Below are 25,346 nucleotides of genomic sequence, written 5' to 3'. Positions count from 1 at the left end.
GGCGGGGCCCGCCGCCCGGGGGTGTCCTCTGCGGCCCGGTCAGCGGGCCGGGCCGCTCCCGGCGGCCCTGGCGAGCGGCGAGCGGCGAGCGGCGAGCGGCGAGCGGCGGTAGAGCCTTCCGGCCGCGTGCCGGACAACGGCGAAGGGGCGGCCCGTCCCCGCTCGGGATGGGCCGCCCCTCGTGCACTACCGCCGGATCAGACCTTCAGCGGCTTGATCGAAGTCGGCGCGTGACCGGGCTCGGTGGCCAGGTCCTCGAACTCGGAGATGTCGCTGATGTCCATCGTCCGGCTCATCGAGATGTTGGTGATCCGCTCCAGGATCGCCTCGACGACGACCGGCACCCGGTACTCGGCGGCGAGCTTCTTGGCCTGCTCGAAGGCCGCGCCCAGCTGGTCCGGCTCGGTGACCCGGATCGCCTTGCAGCCCAGGCCCTCGGCGACCTTGACGTGGTCGACGCCGTAGACGCCGAGCTCGGGAGCGTTGATGTTCTCGAACTCCAGGTTGACCTGGAAGTTGATGTCCAGGCCGATCTGCGCCTGCCGGATCAGGCCCAGGTAGGCGTTGTTCACCAGGACGTGGACGTAAGGGATCCGGTGCTGCGCGGCGACCGCCAGCTCCTCGATCAGGAACTGGAAGTCGTAGTCGCCGGAGAGGGCGACGACCGGGGAGTCCGGGTCGGCCTTGGCGACGCCGATCGCGGCCGGGATGGTCCAGCCGAGCGGACCGGCCTGGCCGCAGTTGATCCAGTGGCGCGGCTTGTAGACGTGCAGCATCTGCGCGCCGGCGATCTGGGAGAGGCCGATGGTCGTGACGTAGCGCGTGTCCGGGCCGAAGGCCTTGTTCATCTCCTCGTACACACGCTGCGGCTTCATCGGCACGTTGTCGAAGTGCGTACGGCGCAGCAGGGTGGCCTTGCGCTCCTGGGTGGAGGCCACCCAGTCGGCGCGGTCGGGGAGCCTGCCGGCGGCCTTCAGCTCCTTGGCGACCTCGACGAACAGCTCCAGCGCCGCCTTGGCGTCGGAGACGACACCGTAGTCCGGCGGGAAGATCTTGCCGATCTGGGTGGGCTCGATGTCGACGTGGACGAACTTGCGGCCCTCGCGGTAGACGTCGAGCTTGTAGCCGGTGTGGCGGTTGGCCCAGCGGTTGCCGATGCCGAGGACGAAGTCGGACTCCAGGAAGTTCGCGTTGCCGTAGCGGTGCGAGGTCTGGACGCCGACCATGCCGGCGTTCAGTTCGTGGTCGTCGGGCAGGGTGCCCCAGCCCATCAAGGTCGGGACGACCGGGGTCCGGGTCAGCTCGGCGAACTCGACCAGCAGGTCCGCGGCGTCGGCGCCGATGATGCCGCCGCCTGCGACGATCAGCGGGCGCTCGGACGCCAGCAGGAAGGAGATCGCCTTCTCGATCTGGGCGCGGGTCGCGGCCGGCTTGTAGACCGGGAGCGGCTCGTACGTCTCCGGGTCGAACTCGATCTCGGTGAGCTGGACATCGATCGGCAGGTCGATCAGGACCGGGCCGGGACGGCCCGAGCGCATCAGGTGGAAGGCCTGCTGGAACACGCCGGGGACCTGCGCGGCCTCCAGGACGGTGACCGCCATTTTGGTGACCGGCTTGGCGATCGAGGCGATGTCGACGGCCTGGAAGTCCTCCTTGTGGATCACGCTCGTGGGCGCCTGGCCCGTGATGCACAGGATCGGGATGGAGTCGCCGATGGCCGAGTACAGGCCGGTGATCATGTCGGTGCCGGCGGGGCCCGAGGTGCCGATGCAGACGCCGATGTTGCCCGGCCTGGTTCGGGTGTACCCCTCGGCCATGTGCGAGGCGCCCTCGACGTGGCGGGCGAGCGTGTGGTTGATCCCGCCGCCCTCCTTCAGCGCCTTGTAGAAGGGGTTGATCGCCGCGCCCGGCACACCGAAGGCGTCGGTGACGCCCTCGCGCTTGAGGATCTCAACTGCCGCGCGGGCAGCGGTCATACGAGCCATCGAGTACTCCTGCTTCGGCTGTCGGATGCGTACTCCCGTCGCGCCCCGCGGTGAGCACAGTCTCCAGAATCCATCAATTCCGTTAAATTCCGCAATACGGAATCAAACTTCTACTATCTGGAAGCAATCTAGGGGGGTGAGCGGACGTCGTCAAGAGAGGGCAGGACGTCAAGAGACGGCAAGACAGCGGCAAGCGGCGGACAGGCGGGGCGGGACAGGAGGACTATGGGGAGCGCTGTCCTGTGCGACCGTCCCGAGGTGACGGATCCGACGCGACGCCTTGGAGTGGCCATGCCCGAGAGCGTGCCGGTGCGCTGTCCGGCCTGCCGGCGCGAGCACGTCTACACCGCGCCGCCGTATCCCTGTGCCTGCGGCAGCCCCGCGGCCCCGCGGCTGGACCGGGCGGCCGGGCCCGTGGTGCTCGCGCACCGCGCCTGGGACGAGGAGTGGGTCACCGTGCGCTGCGCCGCCTGCGGCCGCAGCAACCAGTGGCCGCGCCCGGAGCTGGGCTGCCCGTGCGGCACGGTCCTGCGCATTCCGGTGAGCGACGCCGCCGCGCCCGCGGCAGGGCCCCGGGCGGACGCCGGGACGGCCCCCGCCCGACGCGCCCCCTTCCAGCCGCTCACCATCCGCACCGCCCGGGACGCCGTCACCACGGCCGCGCTCTATCTGCGCTGGCTCGGCTACCGGGACATCCGCCGCGCCGACCAGCGGCCCCCGTCCGGGATCGGGCTCGCGGCGCACGGCCTGGTCGCCCAGGTGGACCCGGCCGTGCGCCCGGCCTCCCCGCGGGACGTGGAGTGCCTGTGGCTGACGGCCATGACGGAGTCGGCCGAGTGCGCCTACTTCTCCCTGTCGGGGTATGCCGAGGAGGCTCGCGCCCGGGCGGACGAGCTGAGCGTCCCGCTGTTCGTCCTCGACCTCACGGGCACCCCGACCCCGGTGAACCGGCCGGGGCGGGAGCTGTCCGAGTCGGGCGCGGCCTGAGCGGTCAGATGCCGTACGTCTCGCGCAGTTCCACCTTGCGCACCTTCCCCGACACCGTCATCGGAAAGGAGTCGAGGATCCGGAGGCGGCTCGGGATCTTGTAGTGGGCGAGCCGGTCCCGGCAGAAGGCCTGCAGGTCCTCCAGCGTCAGCGGGTCGGCGGGATCGCGCAGGATGACGCAGGCCAGGACCTCCTCGCCGTACTTCTCGTGGGGCACCCCGACGACCTGGACGTCCCTGATCCCCGGGTGGGCGTAGAGGAACTCCTCGATCTCGCGCGGGTAGATGTTCTCGCCGCCCCGGATGATCATGTCCTTGATGCGGCCGACGATCTCGACGTATCCGTCCTCACGCATCACGGCGAGGTCCCCGGTGTGCATCCAGCGGCCGGGGTCGACGGCCTCGGCGGTCTTCTCGGGCTCGTTCCAGTAGCCGAGCATCACGCTGTAGCCGCGGGTGCACAGCTCCCCCGCCGTGCCGCGCGGCTGTGTGACCCCGGTGGCCGGGTCGACGACCTTGACCTCCAGGTGGGGCAGGACCCGGCCCACGGTGCCCGTGCGGTGCTCCAGGTCGTCGTCCCGGCGGGTCTGCAGGGAGACCGGGGAGGTCTCGGTCATGCCGTAGCAGATGGAGACCTCCTCCATGTGCATCTCGGCCACCACCCGCTTCATCACCTCCACCGGGCAGGGCGAGCCCGCCATGATGCCGGTGCGCAGGGTGGAGAGGTCGTACGCCGCGAAGTCGGGCAGGTTCAGCTCCGCGATGAACATGGTCGGGACGCCGTACAGCGAGGTGCAGCGCTCCCGCTGGACCGCCTCCAGGGTGGCCTTCGGGTCGAAGGACGGCGCCGGGATGACCATGCACGCGCCGTGCGAGGTCGCGGCCAGGTTGCCCATCACCATGCCGAAGCAGTGGTAGAAGGGCACCGGGATGCAGATCCGGTCCTGCTCGCTGTAGGCGACCGACTCACCCACGAAGTAGCCGTTGTTGAGGATGTTGTGGTGGGAGAGGGTCGCGCCCTTCGGGAAGCCCGTCGTGCCCGAGGTGTACTGGATGTTGATGGGGTCGTCGCAGGACAGCTGCGGGTAGGGGGCGTCACCGGTCCCGCGCTCCAGCAGTGCCTCCCAGCCCGGGTCGCCGATGTACACGGCCTCACGCAGTTCGGGGCACCTGCCCCGCACCTGCTCGACCATCGCCCGGTAGTCGCTCGTCCGGTGGCCGAGGGAGGCGAAGAGCAGGGAGATCCCGGCCTGCTTCAGGACGTACTCGACCTCGTGGGTGCGGTAGGCCGGGTTGATGTTGACCATGATCGCGCCGATGCGGGCGGTGGCGTACTGGACCAGGACCCACTCCGGGCAGTTGACGGCCCAGATGCCCACCCGGTCGCCCTTGGTGACCCCGCTCGCGAGCAGGGCCTGCGCCAGCTCCTCCACGTCCGCGCCGAACCGGGCGTACGTCCAGCGCCGCCCCGACGGCACGTCGACGAGCGCCTCGCGGTCCGGCCAGGCGGCCACGGCCCGGTCCAGGTTGGCACCGATGGTGTCGCCGAGCAGGACGGTCCCGCTCGTCCCGTGCGTGTACGACAGCTCGCTCACCGGAAGTCCTCCTCGCGGTACTCGTCGGCCGAGCCCGCGGCCGTGGCCTCGCGCAGCTCGATCCGGCGGATCTTGCCTGAGACGGTCTTGGGCAGGGTGCCGAACTCCAGGCGGCGGATGCGCTTGTAGGGGGCCAGCACCTCGCGGGAGTGCTCGAAGATGACCTTCGCGGTGCCCGGTCCGGGTTCCCAGCCAGCGGCGAGGACGACGTACGCCTTCGGCACCGCGAGGCGCAGTTCGTCCGGCGCGGGCACGACGGCCGCCTCGGCGACCGCCTCGTGCTCCAGCAGCGCGCTCTCCAGCTCGAACGGGCTGATCTTGTAGTCGGAGGCCTTGAAGACGTCGTCCGCGCGGCCGACGTAGGTCAGATAGCCGTCCGCGTCGCGGGCGGCGATGTCGCCGGTGCGGTAGTAGCCGCCGGCCATCGCCTCGGCCGTGCGGTCGGGGTCGCCGTGGTAGCCGGTCATCAGACCCGCCGGACGCTCGGCCAGGTCGAGGGCGATCTCGCCCTCGGCGGCACCGGGGGCGCCGGAGACCGGGTCGAGGAGTTCGACGCGGTAGCCCGGGCTGGGCCGGCCCATGGAGCCGGTCTTCAGTACCTGGCCGGGGCTGTTGGAGACCTGCACGGCGGTCTCGGTCTGGCCGAAGCCGTCCCGGATGGTGATGCCCCAGGCCCGCCGGACCTGCTCGATGACCTCGGGGTTGAGCGGTTCGCCCGCGGCGACGACCTCGCGGGGCGGGGCGGCGAGCTGGGTCAGGTCGGCCTGGATGAGCATGCGCCACACGGTGGGCGGCGCGCAGAAGGTGGTGACCCCGTTCCGGTCCATCTCGGCCATGAGACGGCGTGCGTCGAAGCGCGTGTAGTTGTGGATGAAGACGGTCGCCTCGGCGTTCCACGGGGCGAACAGGTTGGACCAGGCGTGCTTGGCCCAGCCGGGCGAGGAGATGTTCAGGTGCACGTCGCCGGGTTTGAGGCCGATCCAGTACATGGTGGCCAGATGGCCGATCGGGTACGAGGTGTGGGTGTGCTCGACCAGCTTGGGCCGGGCGGTCGTACCGGAGGTGAAGTAGAGCATCAGGGGGTCGTCGGCCAGGGTGGGCCCGTCGGGGACGAACCGGGCGGGGGCGCTGTACGCGTCCTCGTACGCCTGCCAGCCCTCCGCGGGCGGTCCTCCGACCGCGATGCGGGTGTACGCGCCGGGCACGTCCGCGAACTTGGCGGTGTCCTCGGCCCGGACCAGCACGTGTTTCACGCGGCCGCGCTCGACCCGGTCGCGCAGGTCGGCGGGGCCGAGCAGCGGGGTGGCCGGGATGACGACCGCGCGCAGCTTCATCGCGGCCAGCGCGGTCTCCCACAGCTCCGCCTGGTTGCCGAGCATCACGAGGATGCGGTCCTCGGCGGCGACGCCCCGCGCGCGCAGGTGGTTCGCCACCCGGTCGGAGCGCTCGGCCATCTCGGCGAAGGACAGGCGGGTCTCGGTGCCGTCCTCCTCGACGATGTGCAGCGCGGTCCGGTCGTTGCCGTCGGCGATCACGTCGAACCAGTCCAGCGCCCAGTTGAAGTGCTCGGGCCGCGGCCAGGCGAAGTCCGCGTAGGCGGTGGTGTAGTCCTCGCGGTGCTCCAGCAGGAAGTCCCGGGCACTCCTGAACACCTCGGTCGCCGTCGTCATCCACGTCCTCCTACTGGGTTCCGGACCATTGCCGGGCGGCTCTCTGGCATCGTCTAATCCGTGATGCAGGTCTCACTACCCCCGATCGGGGGTGTGGTCCACACGTACGGGGGGTCAGGTCCGCATGTGAGATGCGCCGAAGGAGTGACGAGGTGGCAGGAGAGGCCGTGGCGGCGGTGGAGATACGTGGTGCGCTGGCCCGGCTGCGCCGCACGACGGGACTTCCCGTCGCCTTCGGCGGCCTGGTCGAGTCCGGCAGGCCGCAGATCCGCATCAGCGAGCTGAGCGGCACGACCACCGCCGCCCTCAGCTCGCTCGCGGTGAGCGCCGGCAACGGGCTGGGCGGCAGGGCGGTCGCGCTGGCCCGGCCGTGCGCGGTGACGGACTACCCGAGCTCCCGGCAGATCACCCACGAGTACGACGCCCCGGTGGCCGCCGAGGGCATCCGCTCGGTGCTCGCGGTGCCGGTCGTGGTGCGCCGCCGGGTGCGCGGGGTGCTCTACGGCGCGCTGCGCTCGGCCCAGCCGCTGGGCGACCGCACGCTGGGAGCGGCGGTGGCGGCGGCACGGGACGTGGAGCAGGCGCTGGTGGTGCGGGACGAGGCACGGGGGCTGCTGGCGGCGGCCCGGCCGGAGCCCGCCGGCGGCCGTGAGGGCCCGGGGGCCGCGTGGGAGCAGGTGCGCGAGGCGCACGCGACGCTGCGCGCGCTGGCGCCCCGGATCGCCGACCCGGACCTGCGAGCCGAACTGCTCGCGGCCTGCGGGCTGTTGACGACCGCCCGCCCGGGGGGCGGCGCGAGCCTGGCGCCGCGCGAGCTGGACGTGCTGTCCTGGGTGGCGGCGGGCGCCACCAACGCGGCCGTGGCCGAACGGCTGGGCCTGCGCCCGGAGACGGTGAAGGGCTATCTGCGCTCGGCGATGCGGAAGCTGGGCGCACACACACGAGGGGAGGCGGTGATGGCGGCGCGCCGGGTGGGACTGCTGCCGTAAGGAAACCTACCCATTCATGCGACGCTGCTTTGAATTTCCCTATGCGTGACCGTTTGTTATTTCCCTCACCACGGCTTCCGTCTGAATTTCAAGGATCGTTGCCTAGAATTTGGCCCGGACACGACACACGAGGGGAGCGGTGACCGTGCGACGGGACTTCCAGGAGCCTGCCCGATGCCGCCCCGACCTGCTCATCGGCCGCGAGGACCTGTTCGCGACGGCGCGCGACCGACTCGCCTCGGGCGGCAGTGCGCTGCTCCACGGCCCTGCCGGAATAGGGAAATCCACGGTCCTGCGGGCATTGGCCGAGGAATACGGCGCCAGTGCGCGCACCGTGTTGCGCTGCTCCGCCACGGAGTCCGAATCCCACCTTCCCTTCCTGGCCCTCGCCGACCTCCTCGGCCTGGTGCTCGACGAGGTCACCCCCGGACTGCCCCTCGCCCAGCGCACCGCCCTGGAGTCGGCGCTCACCGGCCGGGGCGAGCCCAGCCTGCTGCGCGACGGCCTCGCACTGCGCCTCGCGGTGCTCTCCGCGCTGCGCGCGCTCGCCGCCCGGGGGCCGGTCCTGATCGTCGCCGACGACCTGCAGTGGCTGGATCCGGCCAGCGCCGAACTGCTCGGCTTCGCCGCCCGCCGCCTGGAGGGCACGCCGGTGCAACTGCTGTGCGCGGTGCGCACGGAGGGCCAGGAGAGCCAGGAGTACGACCGTCATCTGCGCTCCTGTCCGCCGGACACCGTCGCCGTCCGGCTCGGACCGCTCACCCGCGCCCAGGTGGCCCAGCTGCTCGACCACCGCGGACACGGCGGCCTGACCCGCTCGACGGTCCGCGAGATCCACCGCACCAGCGGCGGCAACCCGCTGTTCGCGCTGGAGCTGGGCCGGGCGCTGGCCGACAGCCCCACACCGCCCCGGCCGGGCGAGCCGCTGCCGGTGCCCACCTCGCTGCGCGCCCTGGTGCTCAGCCGCCTGGACATGCTGTCGGTCGAGGCCCGCCGCACCCTGCTGGTGGCCAGCGCCGGCGCCCGCCCCACCCCGGCACTGCTGCACGCGGCCGGCCGGGAGAACGCCGAGGCCGAGTGCGCCCAGGCGGCCGAACTCGGGCTGCTGGCCACGGAGACCGAGGCACCGGCCGTGCGCTTCGCGCACCCGCTCATCTCCGCCGCGCTGTACGCCGAGGCACCCGCGCAGGAGCGGCGGGCCGCGCACGCCGCGCTGTCCACCGCCGCCTCCGACCCGATCGAGCGCGCCCGGCACCTGGCCCTCGCCACCACCGGCACCGACCCCGAGGTGGCCGCCCGGCTCGCCGAGGCCGCGGCCCTGGCCCGGGACCGGGGCGCCCCGTCGGTCGCCGCCCAACTGGGGCTGCTCGCCGCCCGGCACACCCCCGCCGACAGCGCGCCCGGGCCGGAGGAACGCCGCCTGCAGGCCGCGGAGGACGCCATCACAGCGGGCGAGGTCGACCTGGCCCGGGACATCGCCCGCGAGGTGCTGACCCGGGCGGCCGTCCCCGCACACCGGGTGCGGGCCTGGATCCACGTCATCGACACCGCCGGCCACACGATGGCGGAGGTCGACGCCGTCTTCCCGCAGGCTCTCGCCGACGCCGGCGACGACCCCCGGCTGCTGGCCCTCGTCCACTACCAGCTGGCGTGGCGGGCGCTGATCGTGGAGGGCGACTTCACCGAGGCCCGCGAGGCCGCCGCGCACGCCGCCGAGCTGGCCGCGCGCGGCGCCGACCGGCGCACCGAACTGCTCGCCCTCGCCCTGCAGGCGCAGACCGAGACCCTGATGGGCCATCCGGAGGCACCCCGCACCATCAAGCGCGCCCTGAAGGAGCCCCAGGACCCGCGGGTGGCCTGCCATCACAACGGCGCGGGCAGCGCCCGGTTCCGCTGGCTGGTCATGGGCGACCAGCTCGTCGAGGCGAGAGCGACGGTCACCGCGCTGCTGCGCGAGGTCCGCCGGCGGGGCTCGGTGGAGAGCGAGGTGCACTTCCTGCGCGGTCTCGCCGAGACCGAGCTGCGCGCCGGGCACTGCGGCCGCGCCCTCGAACTGGCCCGCGACAGCCTCCGGCTGGCCCGCGACTCCGGGATCGGCGAGACCGCCTCGGCCATGCTCACCTCGCTCGCCGAGGCCTCGGGCGGGGACGTGGACCGGGCCCTGGCCCTCGCCCGGGAGGCGGTGGAGCACGCCGAGGAGGACGGCGACCAGATGTACCTCTCCCGGGCCCTCGGCGCCCTCGGGTACGCCCAGTTGGTGGCCGGGGACCCGGCGGGCACGGTCCGCTCGCTGCGCCGGGTGCGCCGCCTGGAACTGGGCCTCGGCATCACCGACCCGGCGCGCGGCCGCTGGCAGGGCGACCTGGCCGAAGCACTGGTCCGCATCGGTGAACCCGCCGAGGCGCAGGACGTCATCGACGCCAGCCGCGAGCACGCCCTCAGGCTCGGCCGGGAGAGCGTGCTGGCCGTACTCGACCGGGCGGAGGCCCTGGTGCGCGCCGCGCAGGGCGACCTGGAGGCCGCCCTCGGCCAGCTGACGTCCGCTCAGGACCGGCTCGGCAAGCTCGGCTACGGCCTGGAGGAGGCGCGGGCCGCGTTCGCGCTGGCCCACCTGCGCGCCCGGGGGCAGGAGACCGGTCCGCGCAGGGCGACGGTGTACGACGGGGCCACCCGGATGTTCCGGCGCTGCCGGGCCCTGCCCTGGCTGCGCCAGGTGGACGAAGCCCTCACCGCGCCGGAGCCGGAGCCCGCGGACCTGGCGGTGCCGGGCACGCTGGACGGGCTCGACGCGCTGGCGGGGCTGGCCTCGATGGAGCGTCAGGTCGCCGCTCTGGTCATGGAGGGCGCCACCAACCGGGAGATCGCCGCCCGGCTGTTCATCAGCGTCAAGACGGTGGAGGCGACCCTGACCCGGGTCTACCGCAAGCTGGGGATCCGATCGCGCGTGGACATCGTCCGATTGGCGGCGGCTCGACGGGCGCGCTGAGCGCCGCCCTTGTTAACTGAGCCGGACCGAGGGTTTTCCCTCACCCAACCCCTTAGGGGGTTCCCTCATTGGGAGTCGAGGGTTCCGGGTCCTAGCGTAAAGGGCGTGCCGCTCGCCCGGGCACATGGGGGTCGGTCCCGCGGCCCCCATGCTCTCCACCCACCCGCGCGACCCCCCACCGGCAACCCCCACTGAGGAGACTCATGTTCGGGCCAAGACGTGCAAGACAGACCGCCGCGACCCTGGTGGCCACCGCCGCCGCCGCGGCGACCGCGCTGATCGCCTCCCCCACGGCGACCGCAGCGCCCCAGCCCATCGTGGGCGGTACGACCACCACCACGACGGCCTACCCCTTCATGATGCAGATCACCGACGCGTCCGGTAACCAGTTCTGCGGCGGCACCCTGGTGGCCGCCAAGAAGGTCGTCACGGCCGCGCACTGCATGGTGGGCGAGTCGACCGGCAGCGTCCGCGTGGTCGGCGGGCGGACCAATCTGAACGGCACGAACGGCACGGTCAGCAAGGTCGGCAAGATCTGGATCAACCCGGACTACACCGACGCCACCAACGGCGACGACGTGGCCGTGCTGACCCTGTCGACGGCGATGTCGTACACCCCGGCGTCGTACGTCTCCTCCTCCCAGACCGGTGTGTACGCGGCGGGCACCACGGCCCGCATCCTCGGCTGGGGCACCACCTCGGAGAACGGCAGCTCCTCCAACCAGCTGCGGACCGCGACCGTCCCGGTCGTGGCCGACTCCAGCTGCAAGAGCTCCTACGGTTCGGACTTCGTCCAGTCCGACATGGTTTGCGCCGGATACACGTCCGGCGGCGTAGACACCTGCCAGGGCGACAGCGGCGGTCCCCTGCTCATCGGGGGCGTCCTGGCAGGGATCACTTCCTGGGGCGAGGGGTGCGCGGAGGCCGGTTACCCGGGTGTGTACACCCGGCTGACCGCCTTCTCGGACCTGGTGACCGCACAGGTCAACTCGTAACCCGGAAGAAGGACACCTGAGCACCCCTCAGGTAGAAGCCAGGGGGGCGTTGCGAGCCACCACGAGCGGCCCGCAACGCCTCCCTATCCATGTCCACCCCCGTGGGACGTGGGCGCTACTTGTCGGCCGTGAGCTTTCCGGCCGCCCCCCAGCTGTCCGCCGGCACCTCGTGGATCCACACCTGCACGCTCTCCGCCGGGATCCTGTACGCGTCCACGAAGGCGTCGGTGACGCGCTTGACGAGGTCCCGCTTCAGCTCGGTGTCACGCGGGCCCTGCTGGATGGTGACGATCGGCATGACTGCCTCCCTGGTCTCCTGCGGCCTGTGGTGGTCGCCGGTGTTCGGTTGCGGGACCAGTCCATCGCGTGGCGGGCCGGCGACCAAGAAGCAGATCCCGACCGCAGCGATCAGTTCTCGTGATCGCCGCAGGCCAGCAGCAGTTTCTCCAGGTGCGGGGTGGGGGCTGAGGCGGACACGGCGAGACTCGTGGACAGGGCAAGACCGGGGGCGCGGAAGGGTACGTAGGCCACCCGGGGGGTGTGCAGCACGCGCGCGTGGGAGGCGTAGACGACCGTCCACACGGGGCGGGAGCCGATGGTGGCGAGGGTGTCCTGGAGGGAGCCGCCCACCGGTCCGGGCAGCGGCTCGAACCCGGCCGCGTGACAGGCGCCGACGACGAGGTCCACCAGGGCGGGGTTGTTGCGGCGCGGGGTGAGGGCGAGGGGCAGCCCGGCGAGGTCGGCCAGGTCGATGTCCGGGCGGCCGGCCAGGGGGTGCACGGCCGGGAGGGCGGCCACCAGCGGGTCGGGCCACAGGGGCAGCACCCGCACGCCGGGCGGGGGTTCGGCCGACCGGACGAACGCGGCGTCCAGCCGGCCCGCCGCGACCCGGGCCAGCCGCTCGGAGACCGGCAGGGAGACCAGGTCGACGGGCACGTCCGGGGCGCGCTCGGCGAACGCGGCGAGTACCCGGTCCAGGTGGGCACCGAGCCCCGTGCTGGTGCCGATGCGCAGCCCGGCGGGCTCGGCCACCGCCGTCCGCGCCTTGTCGGCCGCCGCCAGCACCGCCCGCGCCTCGGGCAGCAGCCGCTCCCCCGCCGCCGTCAGCCGCACCCGGCGCGGCGAGCGGTCGAACAGCTCGGCGCCCAGCTCCCGTTCCAGCCGCTGTATCTGCTGGCTGACCGCCGACTGCACGATGTGCAGGCGTTCGGCCGCCCGTCCGAAGTGCAACTCCTCGGCGACGGCGACGAAGTAGGTGAGCTGCCGCAGTTCCATGACCCCGACTGTAAGGGGGCCGCGCCGGTCCCCGGGCGGCTCAGCGCCCCGCGACCGTGCCGAACCGGATGTCGTACGACGTCCCGGGGTGCATCGTCTCCAGCATCCGGGCGCCCTCCGCCAGCACGTCCTCGCGCTGCCCCTTCGTCAGTGTCCCGAAGGGCTCGACGACGAGGGTGTCGCCCTCCGTCTTCCACAGGCCGGCCAGGAACCCGTCGACCAGCAGGGTGCGGTAGGCCTGGTTGCCCTGCCAGCTGCGGCCGCGGTGCTCGGGCGGTACGACGCGGGTGCGGTCCGCGTGGGAGAGGAGAAGGTTGTCGAACTCGGGGAGGAAGCGGGGCGGGGCCGGGGTGCCGGGGTCGGGGCGGGGCGCGGCCGGCAGGTCGAAAAGCTCCACACCGTTCACGTCCCGGAAGGTCAGGAGCCAGGGGCGCAGGCGTTCGAAAGCATCCCTCAGTCGGGTGAGCCCGGCCCAGGTCTGCATGTCCTTGACCGAGGCGGGGCCGAAGGCGGCGAGGTAGCGCAGGACCACGGCATCGGGCGCGGGGGCGGGCTCGGCCGGGCGGCCCAGCCAGTGCTCGGCGGTGGTGAGGGCGACCTGGCCGCTGCGGCCCCACAGGCCGCGCGGGGTGACCTGGACCAGGGGCAGCCTGCAGCGGGCGGCGACGGCGAGGGACCGCGGGTCCGCGTGCGGCCACTCGGCGCTCAGCGCCTCGCGCAGCTGGGCCATGGTGCGGGGCTCGGTCTCGACCAGCTCGCGGGCGAGCGCGGCCAGCCGGTCGAGGTCGACGCCGTCGAGGCCCTTGCGGAAGTTCGTCAGCTCCCGGTCCCGGGCAGGCTGGACGAGTGGCCGCAGGATCAGGCAGTCCTCGGCGGTGTGGGTGTGGATGGTGGAGCGCATGGTGACGATCCGGACGGTTCCGCGGTCGGCCATGAGCCGGGACAGCTGCTCCGGGCCGAAGCCGTCGAGGCGGGCGGCCAGGGCGTAGTACGGGGGCTTGACGTTCTGTGCCTGCAGGCCGAGGAGGTGGCCCACGGCGTCCGCGGCGGACAGCGGGGAGCGGCGCAGCAGGAGCTGCCGGGCGAGGGTGGCGCGGTTCAGGGCGCGGGCGTCCAGGAGGGGAGCCCCGGCCGTGCTGCTGCTCTTCGTCATGCACGCACGCTAGCGGTGATTGCGGACAGTTTCCGTCCGCAACTCTCACCGAACCCTGCACCGCTTCCGGGCGCCTGCCGGGTATGCCCCCGTTATCCTGCTCGTACCCGCTGCGTGATCACGCCGTACGCAGGCTCGACCGAGAGGGAGCCGATGTCCGAGCGCCCCGTCCGCCCGGCCGCGCAGAATGCCGGGACCGCCGACACCTCCGGCCCCGCCGCGCAGGCCCGGAACTCCCCTGCCGCCACGAACGGCGCGAGCGCCATGGGCGCCAAGGGCAACGGAAGCGGAAAAGGCAACGGGGGCGGTCGCAACGGAGGCCGCAGGTCGGTCTGGCGGCGCGCCCCCGCCGCGCCGCAGCCGGCCGCCGAGCCCACCCCTGCACCCCGGTCCCCGGATTCTGCCGAGACGGCGAGCATCGTCCAGGCGGCGCTGTACCGCGACGGCGTCCGCGTCTCCGCCCCGGCCGGCCTCTCCGAGACCTACCGCGAGCTGCGCGAGCAGCCCGCCGGCATGGCGTGGATCGGTCTCGCCCGTCCCACGGAGGCCGAACTCCTCTCCCTGGCGGCCGAGTTCGATCTGCATCCGCTCGCGGTCGAGGACGCGATGGAGGCGCACCAGCGGCCCAAGCTGGAGCGCTACGGCGACACGCTCTTCGTGGTCCTGCGGGCCGCGCGCTACCTCGACGCGCCGGAGGAGGTCGACTTCGGCGAGCTGCACGTGTTCGTCGGTCCCGACTTCGTCATCACCGTCCGGCACGGCGCGGCCCCGGACCTGTCCGCGGTCCGGCGCCGCATGGAGGACTCCCCCGAGCTGCTCAGGCTGGGCCCGGAGGCGGTCCTGTACGCGATCCTCGACGCGGTGGTCGACGGCTACGCGCCCGTCGTCTCCGGCGTCCAGAACGACATCGACGAGATCGAGACGGAGGTCTTCCGCGGCGACCCCGAGGTCTCCCGCCGCATCTACGAACTCTCCCGCGAGATGGTCGAGTTCCAGCGCGCCACCCGCCCGCTGGTGGGCATGCTGCACGGCCTGATGGCCGGTTTCGCCAAGTACGAGACCGACGAGGAACTCCAGCGCTACCTGCGTGACGTCGCCGACCACGTCACCCACACCAGTGAACGCGTCGACGGCTTCCGCCAGGCCCTCACCGAGATCCTCACCGTCAACGCGACCCTGGTCACCCAGCAGCAGAACGCGGAGATGCGGGCACTCGCCCAGGCGGGGTTCGAGCAGAACGAGGAGGTCAAGAAGATCTCGTCGTGGGCGGCCATCCTGTTCGCGCCGACCCTGGTCGGGACGATCTACGGGATGAACTTCAGCCACATGCCGGAGCTGCACTGGGCGTTCGGTTACCCGTTCGCGATCGGGCTGATGGGGGTGGTCTGCGTCAGCCTGTACCTGATCTTCAAGCGGCGGGGCTGGCTCTAGGCCCGCGGGGAGGCCGCGGCCCCGGCGTCCTGCCGGGCGGGGCACAGCCGGTCGTCAAGCCAGTCGTGGATGCGGGCCAGCGCGTGCCGCTGGGCTCCCGCGTGGCAGTGCGCGTCGGCGCCCTCGGCGGCGGTGAACCGCAGCAGCGTGCGGTCCTCGACCGTCAGGTGGCCGTAGATCTGCTCGGTGATCGCACGGCCGAAGCACCCACCCCCCGCAGACGTCCCGGCGGGGGCACGGCCCGGGTGGGACAAGCCGTCCACGACGCCGTGCGCGGCCTCGTGGCGGAGCGCGGAGGGACGGCTTCACCGGCCGCGACGTGGCCGAGCGCGCGGGCGTGCACGAGGCGACGACCTACCGGCGCTGGGGCAACCTCGACAATCTGCTGCTCGACGTCGCCGTCACGGTCGCCCGGCTGAACGAGCAATCGCCGCTGCCCGACCCCGGGACACTCCGCGGCGACCTGCTGACCTGGGCGGATTCCATGACGCGGGACCTGGCCCGGCCGGACGGGCTGCTCCTTGTGCGCACGGTCATGGCGGTCCGCACGTCCGAGTCCGAACAGGCGCCCCGGATCGGGGACTTCCTGTCCGCACGCAGCGCGGTGATCCAGCAGGTCCTGGACCGCGCGCGGGACCGGGGCGAGGCGGTCCCGGACTGACGGCCGTCCTCGAACGGCTCGTCGCACCGCTGTACTTCCGCGCGATCTTCGCCTACCGGAACCTCGACGAGGCACTGCCCGACCTGGTGGACAACGTGCTGTCGGGAACCGCACGGGACTGACGGAGGCCTTCCCCGACGCAGAGGGCACGGCGGCGGAGCGGGCCTCATGGCCGCGACCCGGCGGGCGATCTTGCCCGGACGACCGGAGAATGAGCCTGTGGACGACAGAGCCGCACGCATCGCGGACTTCATAGAGCCCCTGCGGGTGGCCCCGGGTTCGAAGGTGCGCCTCAGCCGGGACTTCGATCCCCGCTACAAGGCCGGGCTGAAGAAGCAGGACGGCGTGGAACTGCTGCGCAGCGGGGTGGCCCTGCTGGCCGAGTACCAGGAGCGGCTGGCCGCCCAGGACACCTACGGAGTCCTGCTGTGCCTGCAGGCACTCGACGCCGGGGGCAAGGACGGCACGATCCGGCACGTGATGAGCGGCGTCAACCCGCAGGGCGTGAAGGTCAGCAGCTTCAAGGTGCCCTCCAGCGAGGAACTGGACCACGACTACCTGTGGCGCTACGGCCGGCGGCTGCCCGCGCGCGGCGAGATCGCCATCTTCAACCGCTCCCACTACGAGGAGGTCCTCGTCGTCCGCGTGCACCCCGACAACCTCGTCCGGCAGAAGCTGCCGAAGCGGGCACGCGGAAAGGACGTCTGGGAGCGGCGCTACCGCGAGATCAACGACTGGGAGCGCTACCTCACGGACAACGGGTTCAAGGTGGTGAAGATCTTCCTGAACCTGTCGAAGGAGGAGCAGCGCACCCGCTTCCTGAAGCGGATCGACCTGCCGGAGAAGAACTGGAAGTTCTCCGCGGCCGACGTCCGCGAGCGGCGCCACTGGGACGCCTACCAGCGCGCGTTCTCCGAGATGCTCTCGGCGACCAGCACGCCGTGGGCTCCCTGGTACGTCGTACCCGCGGACCGCAAGTGGTTCGCACGGATCTGCACGGCGGCGGTCCTCGCGCACACCCTGATGGACATCGACCCCCGCTATCCCGAGATGAGCGAGGACGCACGGAGCGATCTGCTCACCGCCCGGCAGGAGCTGGTGCAGGAGGCACCCCCCGGTGCCGCGGCCGATCCGTATGCGGCGCACCGTGCGAAGGCGAAGGGCGAGCGCAGGACCGGCCACGGGCAGCCGGCGGGGAAGAAGCACGGCCGGGGCTGACGGACCGGGGTACGACCGGCCCGGATCGGAGGCATGGCGATGACGGTGCAGCCGGATTCCATGGGGGCGAGATCACCGGCGTCGCAGGAGGCCTGGTACGCGCGGGACGCCACGGACGTCGTGGCAGCCTTCGGCGTCGATCCGGCGGTCGGGCTCTCGGACGCCCGGGCGGCCGAACTGCGGGCCGCGCACGGCCCGAACGCCCTCCCCGAGGAGAAGCGGCCCGCGACCTGGCGCCGGTTCCTCGCCCAGTACCGCAGCTACATGCAGCTCGTGCTGGTGGCCGCGGCGGTCGTCTCGATGCTCATCCGGGAGTGGACGACCGCGGTCCTGCTGATCGTGCTGACCCTGCTGAACGCGGTCGTCGGGCTGCGCCAGGAGGGCAAGGCCGAGAGCGCGATGAACGCGCTGAAGTCGATGCTCGAGGCCACGGCGCGGGTGCGCAGGGACGGCGTGGAGGCCGAGATGCCCGCGGAGGAGCTCGTCGTCGGCGACATCGTGCTCGTCGCCGCCGGGGACCAGGTGCCGGCCGACGGACGCATCATCGAGGCCAGCGCCCTGCAGATCGACGAGTCGGCGCTCACCGGGGAGAGTGTTCCGGCCGCCAAGGACGCCGTGACGGTGCCGGGCGACCGGCTGCCCCCGGGCGACCAGACCGACATGGCGTTCATGAACACGCCGGTCACCCACGGCAGCGGAGTCCTCGTCGTCACCGCCACCGGCTCCGGCACCGAGCTGGGCAAGATCTCCGGAATGCTGTCGGCCACCGAGAAGGAGATACCGCCCCTCACCAAGGAGCTGGACACCCTGACCCTGTGGATCACCGGGGCCGCGGGGCTGACCATGATCGTGATGTTCGCCCTGGGGCGAAGCCGCGACCAGGCCTGGGACGCGCTGTTCGTCAGCGCGGTCTCCCTCGCCATCGCCGCGATCCCGGAGGCCCTGCCGACCGTCACCCAGGCGATCCTCTCCGTCGGCAGCCTCAACCTCGCGAAACGCAACGCCGTCGTGAAGGAACTGCCGTCCGTCGAGACGCTGGCGTTCACCTCCGCGATCAACTCGGACAAGACCGGCACCCTGACGATGAACCAGATGACCGCCGTCGAAGTGCTCACGCCCACCGACCGGTACACCGTCTCGGGCACCGGCTACGGACTGGAGGGGAAGATCCAGCACCCCGCGGGCTCCGCCGCGGCCATCGAGGACGCGATCCTGCCGTACGTCGTGGCCAGCGACGCGAAGCTGGTCGACGGCGAGGTGGTCGGCGACCCCACCGAGGGCGCCCTGCTGGTGCTGGCCCACAAGGCGGGCCTGGACACCGACGCGACCCGGGAGCGTCTCCCCCGGCTCGCCACCCTGCCGTTCGACCCGGCCTACAAGCTGATGGCCACCTTCAACTCGGCGGTCGACGCCTCCGGCCGGCAGGTCGTGCGGTGCTTCGTCAAGGGCGCGGCCCCCGCGGTGACGGCGCGGGCGGCGAGCGCACTCGGGGCGGACGGGTCCGTCCCCTGGGACGCCGAACTGCGGCGGCGCGCCGAGGCGCAGACCGAGCGGATGGGGGGCGAGGGCCTGCGGGTGATGGCCGCGGCCACCCGCGATCTGGACCCGGCCGGCTTCGATCCGGACGCGGACCTGCTCGCGTACGTCACCGGGGTGCAGGTGACCAGTCTCGTCGGCATGGTCGATCCGCCCCGCGCGGAGTCGAAGGCCGCCGTGGCAGCCGCCCGTTCGGCCCACATCACGGTCCGCCTGGTGACCGGCGACGACGTCACCACCGGAGCGGCGATCGCCCGGCAGATCGGCATCCCCGGAGAGGCGATCCTCGGCGCCGACTTCGCCGCCCTCGGCGAGGCGGAGCAACTGGCCCGCATCGACGGTATCGGCGTGGTGGGACGGGTCGCGCCCGAGCACAAGGTGCTGCTCGCCGACACGCTGAAGAAGAAGAACCACGTGGTGGCGATGACCGGGGACGGCGTCAACGACGCGCCCGCCATCAAGGCCGCCGACATCGGCATCGCCATGGGCAGCGGCACGGACGTGGCGAAGAACGCCGGCCGCATGATCCTGTCCGACGACAACTTCGCCACCATCGTGTACGCCGTCGAGCAGGGCCGGACCATCTACGACAACCTCACCAAGTACATCCGGTTCGTGCTGCTCCTGCTGGTCACCTTCGTCCTGACGTTCCTCGGCGCCACCGTCTTCGACATCGCGGCGGGCGAGCCCTTCACCCCGCCGCAGGTGCTGTGGATCCACTTCGTGGTCAACGCCTCCTTCGGCTTCGCGCTCGGCTTCGACCGGGAGAGCCCCGGGCTCATGCTCCGCAGGCCGCGGCCCCGGGGGGAGTCGGTGCTCACCCGGCCCGTGCTGGTCACGGTCGGGCTCGCCGGACTGGCCGTCACCGTCGTCCTGCTCGGGCTGATCAGGCTCGGCCGGGCCCTGTACGACAGCGTCGCGATCGGGCAGTCGATCGCGTTCACCGCGTTCGCGCTGTGCCTGATCGTGGCCGCGTTCGAATGCCGCAGCGAGACCGCATCGGTCCTGACGCCGTCCACGTTCGACAGCAAGCAGATGAACTGGGTGGCCTTCGCCCAGCTCGTGCTCGCCGTGATGGTGACCCAGCTGGACGGCTTCCGCCGCATCCTGGGGACGACCGAGATCAACGCACGGCAGTTCGGCTGGGCACTGCTGTCCGCCCTCGCGCTGCTGTTCGTGTGGGAGCTGGGCAAGCTCCTGGCCCGCCGGCCGCGGGGCGCCGGGTGAGCCGACGACTCGCTCCCTGCGGCATCCGGGCGGTTCCCGGGGTCCGCGCCCTTTCCACGTACCGGCGCGAGTGGCTACCGAAGGACCTGGTAGCGGGCGTCGTCCTGACCACGCTGCTGGTGCCGCAGGGCATGGCCTACGCGGAGCTGGCCGGCCTGCCGCCCATCACCGGCCTGTACACGACGGTCCTGTGTCTGCTCGGTTATGCGGTGTGCGGCCCGTCCCGGATCCTGGTGCTGGGACCGGACTCCTCGCTGGGGCCGATGATCGCCGCCAGCGTGCTGCCCCTGGTGGCGGCCGGCGGGGACCCCGAGCGGGCGGTCGCACTGGCCTCGGTGCTCGCCCTCATGGTCGCGGGGATCATGATCCTGGCCTCGGTGGCGCGGCTCGGCTTCGTCGCCGACCTGATCTCCAAACCGACGATGATCGGCTACATGAACGGACTGGCCCTCACCATCCTGATCGGCCAGCTGCCCAAGCTGCTCGGCTTCACCGTCGAGGCGGACGACCTGGCCGGCGAGTTCGTGGGCCTGGTGCAGAGGCTCGCCGAAGGGGCGGTGGTGCCGGCCGCGGCCGCGGTGGGCATCGGCGGGATCGCCGTGATCCTCGTGCTGCAGCAGCTGCTGCCGAAGGTGCCCGCGGTGCTCGTGATGGTAGTCCTGGCGATCGCCGCGACCGCGGCCTTCGACCTGGGCGCGCACGGTGTCGGACTGGTCGGTGAACTGCCCGAGGGATTCCCGCCGTTCACGATCCCGCACGTCCCTCTCGCCGATCTCGCGCCGCTGTTCGGCGGTGCGCTGGGCATCGCCCTGGTGTCGCTGGCGGACACCATCTCCAACGCGTCGGCCTTCGCGGCCCGCACCGGGCAGGAGGTCCGGGGCAACCAGGAGATGGCCGGCATCGGTGCCGCGAACCTGGCGGCCGGTCTCTTCCAGGGCTTCCCGGTCAGCACCAGCGGCTCCCGCACGGCGGTGGCCGAGCGGGCCGGGGCCAGGAGCCAGCTCACCGGAGTCGTCGGAGCGGTGCTGATCGTCCTCATGCTCGTGCTGGCCCCGGGCATGTTCCGCGACCTTCCCCAGCCCGCCCTCGCCGCCGTCGTCATCACCGCCTCGCTGTCCCTGGCCGACGTGCCGGGCACGCTGCGGCTGTGGCGGCAGCGCCGGGCGGAGTTCCTCCTGTCGGTCGCCGCCTTCGCCGGAGTGGCCCTGCTCGGTGTGCTGCCGGGGATCGCGATCGCCGTGGCCCTGTCGGTGCTCAACGTCTTCCGGCGCGCATGGTGGCCGTACAACACCGTGCTGGGACGGGTGCCCGGCCTCGCCGGGTACCACGACGTGCGGTCCTACCCGCGGGCCGAGCGGCTCGAGGGGCTGGTGATCTACCGGTTCGACGCCCCGCTCTTCTTCGCCAACGCCAGGACCTTCCGCGACGCGGTACGGCGTCTGGCGCGCACGGACCCGCGGCCGCGCTGGATCGTGATCGCGGCGGAGCCGGTGACCGACGTGGACACCACCGCCGCCGATGTGCTGGAGGAGCTGGACGAGGCTCTGAACGCCGAGCACGTCCATCTCGTCCTGGCCGAGCTGAAGGACCCAGTGCGGCGCAAGATCGAGCGGTACGGGCTCACCCGCACCATCGACCCGGACCACTTCTTCCCCACCGTGGAGGCCGCCGTCGACGCCTTCCGGCGGCGCACCGGAGCCAGGTGGACGCCCCCGCCCGCCACCGGACCCGGCGAGCGCTGACCCGGGCTCACGCGCTGTCGCGTCCCACGGCGGTCCGTCCCATCGTCAGGGCCAGGCGCCGTACCCGGTGCCAGTCCAGCGGCGGGGCGGGGCGCGGCGCTCCGGGGCGGTGCCGCGGCACGCGGACGCGCAGGGCGCCGGGTGCGAGGCGGCAGTGCACCGGGGTGGGCAGCAGCAGGGCCTCGCCGTCGACACCGACCGGGACCGCGGGGGCGTCGGCGTCGACGACGACCTCGCGGGCGGTGACGGCGGTCAGCCCCCGGCTCCGCTCACCGCGCAACAGCAGGTCCGTCGCCTCCGCAGCGGTGCCGACCTCGACGACCAGCACCCCGAGCCGGCCGGAGTCCAGCCGCTCCCGGCGCCCCAGTCCCGCCGAGTCGCCGGTCAGGTAGGGGTTGTTGCTCACCAGGACGGCCTGGGGATCGCCCGGGACCGGCGCACCGGCACGGACCGTCAGCCGCGCCCCGCTGTGGTGGGTCAGCAGGTCCGGCAGCATCTCCAGGGTGGTACGGGCCTTGTCCTCGCGGTAGGCCGGACTCTGCACGACGGCCGCGTACACCCCGAACGAGGCGTTGTTGACGAAGACGCGCTCCACACTGTCGTCCGCGCCCGGCCGTCCCGCCCGGATCCGGCCCAGGTCGACGCGGAGTTCGACTCCGTCGGTCAGCGCGTCCAGGCACGTCGAGGGGTCCTGCCGGTCCAGGCCCAGATCCATGGCGAAGTGGTTGCGGGTGCCCGCGCTGATCACCACGAACGGGATGTCGTGCTCCGCGGCCACCCCGGCGACCAGGGCCTGCGTGCCGTCGCCGCCCGCGACGCCGAGCAGGTCGGCGCCCCGCTCCACGGCCCCTCGCGCCAGCTCGGCCACGTCCTGGTGGTGGGCCGGGTCCAGCACGACGACTTCCGCGCCCAGGTCCCTGGCGCGCTCCGCCAGGCGGAACTTCTCGACCTTTCCGCCGCCCGAACGCGGATTCATGATCAGGAACGGCCGCCGGGCCCGGGCGGCGGAGCGCTCCGGCATCCCCGGTGCGGTGTCGTCGACGAGTGCCGCCCGGCCCGCGGAGACGGCGAGCGTCCACAGGGCGAGCGAGACCAGCACGACCCACAGCAGCCCGGCGGTCGCGTACCAGGTGAGGACTACGAGCGGCGCGGCGACCACCAGCAGCACGGCCAGCACCCGCGGCCACCCGGTACGGCTCAGCATCCACCAGACGCCGGCCGCCGTGAGCACCAGCCCGGCCGCTCCCACGGCCACGAGGACGACACTGGCGAGCCCGGCGAAGACCAGCAGTACCGCCACCGCCGCCGCACCCGCCAGCAGGGCCAGACGAGCGGTCCAGCGCCTGTTCATGGGGCAGCCTCCCGTTCCGTGGGTGCCGGCTTCCCGTTCAGGCTACGAGCGGGCACCCGGCACGGCACGTCCGGAACGGGGCCGCCCGTGCACGGCCGCGGCGGCCCCCACCCTGCGTCTCCTCCCGGCATAACCCTGCTTCATCCCACCCACGCCGCGTTCCGTCCCGCCCACGCCGCCGTTCAGGAGCCGTGGTCGCAGACCGACGGCAGCCAGGTCAGCTCCTCGTCGCCGCGCAGGCTGTCCAGGTTCTTCAGCAGGGTGTCCAGGTCGTGCGGATCGGCGAGGAAGTCGATCGTCGCCTCGGCGAAGGCGTCGCGCACGGCGGGCGGCATGGCGTCGGAGGCGTCGAAGCAGTGGACCGCGTCGGGGTCGACGAGGGTCCTGGCCAGGGAGCGGTGCCAGGGGGCGGTGGAGTCGGCGGCGGGCTGCGCCGCCGTGTCCACGGAGAAGCCGGACTCCTTGGCGTTCCAGGCCCGCTGGGCACCGGCGGAGGCGAGGTGGCGGATCAGCTTCCGCGCCTGCGGGGTGCCGTGCAGCAGGGCCACCAGGTCACCGGAGACCTCCCAGGTGTTCCTGGCCGTCGCGCGGGGGATCAGCCGGTACGAGGGCTCGTAGCTGCCGTTCAGGTCCTCCCACCGCTGGTAGGTGCGGACGAACGAGGCCTGGTGCTCCAGGGTGCAGCGCGGCGGGTCCGCGGCGGCCGGCTCGGACGCCTTCTGGTACTCGGTCCGCAGGGCGCGCAGGACCAGGTCCCTGGATCCTCCGGCGCCCACCATGTCCCGCCAGGTGGTCCAGGCGCCCTTCACCTCCTTGGACTGCCAGGGCAGCTCGCCGCGCGCCCAACGCTCGTAGGTCTGCGGGCCGTACTGCTGCAGCAGGATGTCCTCGATCCAGTCGGTGCCGGGCCAGCCGCTGGTGGCGCCGGAGCCCATGCCCAGGCACCACTGGCCGGGCCGCCGCGCCGCCTCCTTGCGCTGCTGCTCCTCGGTGAGGCGCCCGGGGTACCAGACGATGCTCTTCAGGTCGGCCTTGAGCGGGAACCAGTACACGTGTCCCTCGAGGGGCGTGGCCCAGGAGTCGCTGAAGTCGCCCTGCGGAACGAGTTTCTCCAGCGGCTCGAGCTTCTTCTGCGCGGCGTAGGCGGCGAGTTCGCCGGGGCCGGTGAGCACGACCACGTCGGGCGGTGTGCCGGCCTCGACGTCGGCGCTGAGCACCTGGCTCTCGGCCGAGCTGCCCTGGTAGTCGACGTGGACGTGGTACCTGCGCTCGAAGGGGTCGATGACCGCCTCGCGGAAGTACCGCGCGTCCTGGTCCGTCCAGTTGGCCAGCAGGGTGACGGTCGGTTCCTGCCCGAGGATGCGTACGCCTGCCACGACGGCCGCCGCCAGCACGGCCAGGCAGCTCGCCACCACGGTGACCGTGCGCACCATGCGGCGCGAGGGGCGGCGCCGGGTGCCGTCGGCGGCCGCCGCGGGGCCGCTTCCGGGGGCGCTCACCGGGACCTGAACCGGTAGTCGTTGATGTGCTGCCGCAGACCCGTCTCGGTCAGGGCCATGAGCACGATGCCTCCTATCACGATCCATGCCGAGGCGGCCGCGCGCAGACCCGTGTGTGCCAGGTACGCGGCGGCCTGCGGCCCCGCGTCCGTGACGGCCTGCCCGGGCACCACCCGGCCGAGCAGGCCGCGCGTGTCCGTCATGCCCTGGCGCGTCCACACCGTGAACAGCACGAGGACCGCGAACCCCACGCCCAGCAGCACGCCCGCGGCGATGAGTTGACGGTTGTACCGGCGCCGGAAACGGCGGCGCAGGAAGAACTGGGTCTCCACCAGGGCGGCGCCCAGGGCGAGGACGAACAGCGCGGCCACGCTCCAGCCCAGCCACAGCGGCCACCCGAAGGAGGTCTGGCGTCCCACCACGGCCTGCTGCTGGTCCTGCAGCAGCTTCAGCCGGTCCTCGATGCCGGTCTCCGCGGCCTTGAGCATGCTGGCCGCATAGCTCAGGTAGGCGTCCCGCAGCACGCTTCCCTCGGGCTGCAGCTGGGCCTTCTGGACCATCCCGGTGTACCCGGTGATCAGTCCGGCGACCGTCTGCAGGGCCTGCCGGTCGGCCTGGCCGCCCGTGTCGTCGGCGGCGGCCACGGCGAGGCTCTGCGCGGCCACCGAGATCTGCTTCTGGAACTCGCTGGTCGACGGGGTCGCCCCGGTCGCGTTCGCCTGTGCCTCGCCGAGCGCGTACAGGGCGGTGTCGATGGCGACGACGGCGGGGGCGCTGGAGGTGCGCAGCGGGTCGGCGTCCGCGTGCACACCCTCGTAGGAGAGGAGGAGGGACAGGGTGAGCAGGGCCGACAGGGCCAGCAGCAGCCGGCGGCGCACGGCGAGGTCGTACGCGGTCGTGCTCTCCCCCTCCGGCGGTCGCCGCCCGGCACCGAGGAGACGGCCGATCCCCGGGCGTCCGGGCGCACCGGCACCCGCGGCCGAGTCGACGGTCATGAGGCCCCCTTCAGCGACCGCCCGCAGTCGCCCCCGCAGAACACGGAGTCGG

The 25,346-nt window shown here is 72.6% G+C and carries 19 protein-coding genes; 9 read left to right on the top strand and 10 right to left on the bottom strand.

What is annotated here, in order from left to right; all coding sequences use genetic code 11:
* Positions 1 to 197: 197 nt before the first annotated feature.
* Positions 198 to 1,985 carry a glyoxylate carboligase gene (gcl, locus tag AB0H32_RS33300; protein WP_361128421.1) on the bottom strand — a complete coding sequence of 596 codons (1,788 nt, stop codon included), beginning with the start codon at positions 1,983 to 1,985 and terminating at the stop codon, positions 198 to 200.
* A gap of 291 nt (positions 1,986 to 2,276) precedes the next feature.
* On the opposite strand from gcl, the gene AB0H32_RS33295 reads away from it, so the two are divergent.
* Entirely contained in the window at positions 2,277 to 2,972 is a 696-nt protein-coding gene (locus AB0H32_RS33295) for a hypothetical protein (RefSeq protein ID WP_361128418.1), read from the top strand.
* Between the two features lie 4 nt (positions 2,973 to 2,976).
* Here AB0H32_RS33295 and AB0H32_RS33290 read toward each other — a convergent pair whose 3' ends face one another.
* Together AB0H32_RS33290 and AB0H32_RS33285 are read right to left on the bottom strand one after the other, a co-directional pair.
* Complete coding sequence (locus AB0H32_RS33290; RefSeq protein WP_361128416.1) at positions 2,977 to 4,566, bottom strand: AMP-binding protein; 1,590 nt, start codon at positions 4,564 to 4,566, stop codon at positions 2,977 to 2,979.
* A complete protein-coding gene (locus AB0H32_RS33285) occupies positions 4,563 to 6,236 on the bottom strand; it encodes an AMP-binding protein (protein WP_361128413.1) in 1,674 nt (557 codons plus the stop codon). The genes AB0H32_RS33290 and AB0H32_RS33285 overlap by 4 nt, the downstream gene beginning before the upstream one ends.
* A gap of 152 nt (positions 6,237 to 6,388) precedes the next feature.
* Here AB0H32_RS33285 and AB0H32_RS33280 point away from each other — a divergent pair, with 152 nt between their 5' ends.
* The 3 genes from AB0H32_RS33280 to AB0H32_RS33270 all read left to right on the top strand — a co-directional run bounded on the left by AB0H32_RS33280 (position 6,389) and on the right by AB0H32_RS33270 (position 11,206).
* Positions 6,389 to 7,225: a helix-turn-helix transcriptional regulator gene (locus AB0H32_RS33280; RefSeq protein ID WP_361128410.1), complete on the top strand. Its 837-nt coding sequence runs from the start codon at positions 6,389 to 6,391 to the stop codon at positions 7,223 to 7,225.
* Between the two features lie 139 nt (positions 7,226 to 7,364).
* On the top strand, positions 7,365 to 10,211 hold the full coding sequence (locus AB0H32_RS33275; RefSeq protein ID WP_361128407.1) for an AAA family ATPase: 2,847 nt from the start codon (positions 7,365 to 7,367) through the stop codon (positions 10,209 to 10,211).
* A gap of 203 nt (positions 10,212 to 10,414) precedes the next feature.
* Positions 10,415 to 11,206, top strand: a complete 792-nt coding sequence (locus AB0H32_RS33270) for a serine protease (protein WP_361128404.1) — start codon at positions 10,415 to 10,417, stop codon at positions 11,204 to 11,206.
* A gap of 115 nt (positions 11,207 to 11,321) precedes the next feature.
* Here AB0H32_RS33270 and dmpI read toward each other — a convergent pair whose 3' ends face one another.
* The 3 genes from dmpI to AB0H32_RS33255 form a co-directional block, all read right to left on the bottom strand.
* A complete protein-coding gene (dmpI, locus tag AB0H32_RS33265; RefSeq protein ID WP_361128401.1) occupies positions 11,322 to 11,504 on the bottom strand; it encodes a 4-oxalocrotonate tautomerase DmpI in 183 nt (60 codons plus the stop codon).
* A gap of 110 nt (positions 11,505 to 11,614) precedes the next feature.
* Positions 11,615 to 12,481, bottom strand: a complete 867-nt coding sequence (locus tag AB0H32_RS33260) for a LysR substrate-binding domain-containing protein (RefSeq protein WP_361128399.1) — start codon at positions 12,479 to 12,481, stop codon at positions 11,615 to 11,617.
* A 40-nt stretch (positions 12,482 to 12,521) separates the two neighbouring features.
* Complete coding sequence (locus AB0H32_RS33255; protein ID WP_361128396.1) at positions 12,522 to 13,634, bottom strand: winged helix DNA-binding domain-containing protein; 1,113 nt, start codon at positions 13,632 to 13,634, stop codon at positions 12,522 to 12,524.
* Between the two features lie 264 nt (positions 13,635 to 13,898).
* On the opposite strand from AB0H32_RS33255, the gene AB0H32_RS33250 reads away from it, so the two are divergent.
* Entirely contained in the window at positions 13,899 to 15,065 is a 1,167-nt protein-coding gene (locus tag AB0H32_RS33250; RefSeq protein WP_361128426.1) for a magnesium and cobalt transport protein CorA, read from the top strand.
* Here AB0H32_RS33250 and AB0H32_RS33245 read toward each other — a convergent pair.
* Positions 15,062 to 15,328, bottom strand: a complete 267-nt coding sequence (locus AB0H32_RS33245; protein WP_361128394.1) for a hypothetical protein — start codon at positions 15,326 to 15,328, stop codon at positions 15,062 to 15,064. The genes AB0H32_RS33250 and AB0H32_RS33245 overlap by 4 nt on opposite strands.
* Positions 15,329 to 15,384: 56 nt before the next feature.
* Between AB0H32_RS33245 and AB0H32_RS33240 the strand changes: the two genes are divergently transcribed.
* From AB0H32_RS33240 to sulP, 4 genes are all read left to right on the top strand, one after another.
* A complete protein-coding gene (locus tag AB0H32_RS33240; protein ID WP_361128391.1) occupies positions 15,385 to 15,726 on the top strand; it encodes a TetR-like C-terminal domain-containing protein in 342 nt (113 codons plus the stop codon).
* A gap of 219 nt (positions 15,727 to 15,945) precedes the next feature.
* Positions 15,946 to 16,944 carry a polyphosphate kinase 2 family protein gene (locus AB0H32_RS33235; protein ID WP_361128388.1) on the top strand — a complete coding sequence of 333 codons (999 nt, stop codon included), beginning with the start codon at positions 15,946 to 15,948 and terminating at the stop codon, positions 16,942 to 16,944.
* A gap of 39 nt (positions 16,945 to 16,983) precedes the next feature.
* Positions 16,984 to 19,707 (top strand): HAD-IC family P-type ATPase, encoded by a 2,724-nt coding sequence (locus AB0H32_RS33230; protein ID WP_361128423.1) that lies wholly within the window; start codon positions 16,984 to 16,986, stop codon positions 19,705 to 19,707.
* On the top strand, positions 19,704 to 21,449 hold the full coding sequence (sulP, locus tag AB0H32_RS33225) for a sulfate permease (protein ID WP_361128386.1): 1,746 nt from the start codon (positions 19,704 to 19,706) through the stop codon (positions 21,447 to 21,449). Before AB0H32_RS33230 ends, sulP begins: the two co-directional genes overlap by 4 nt.
* A gap of 7 nt (positions 21,450 to 21,456) precedes the next feature.
* Here the strand turns inward: sulP and AB0H32_RS33220 are convergent, their stop codons facing one another.
* The 3 genes from AB0H32_RS33220 to AB0H32_RS33210 form a co-directional block, all read right to left on the bottom strand.
* Positions 21,457 to 22,800 (bottom strand): diacylglycerol kinase family protein, encoded by a 1,344-nt coding sequence (locus tag AB0H32_RS33220; RefSeq protein ID WP_361128384.1) that lies wholly within the window; start codon positions 22,798 to 22,800, stop codon positions 21,457 to 21,459.
* 182 nt (positions 22,801 to 22,982) lie between these two features.
* Complete coding sequence (locus AB0H32_RS33215; protein WP_361128381.1) at positions 22,983 to 24,299, bottom strand: ABC transporter substrate-binding protein; 1,317 nt, start codon at positions 24,297 to 24,299, stop codon at positions 22,983 to 22,985.
* A complete protein-coding gene (locus tag AB0H32_RS33210) occupies positions 24,296 to 25,294 on the bottom strand; it encodes a hypothetical protein (RefSeq protein WP_361128379.1) in 999 nt (332 codons plus the stop codon). Before AB0H32_RS33210 ends, AB0H32_RS33215 begins: the two co-directional genes overlap by 4 nt.
* Positions 25,295 to 25,346: the final 52 nt, after the last annotated feature.

This window comes from Streptomyces sp. NPDC020362 (assembly GCF_040642095.1).
GTDB lineage: Bacteria > Actinomycetota > Actinomycetes > Streptomycetales > Streptomycetaceae > Streptomyces.
Note: the sequence above shows the minus strand (reverse complement) of the source record. Positions and strands in the feature narration are given on the sequence as shown.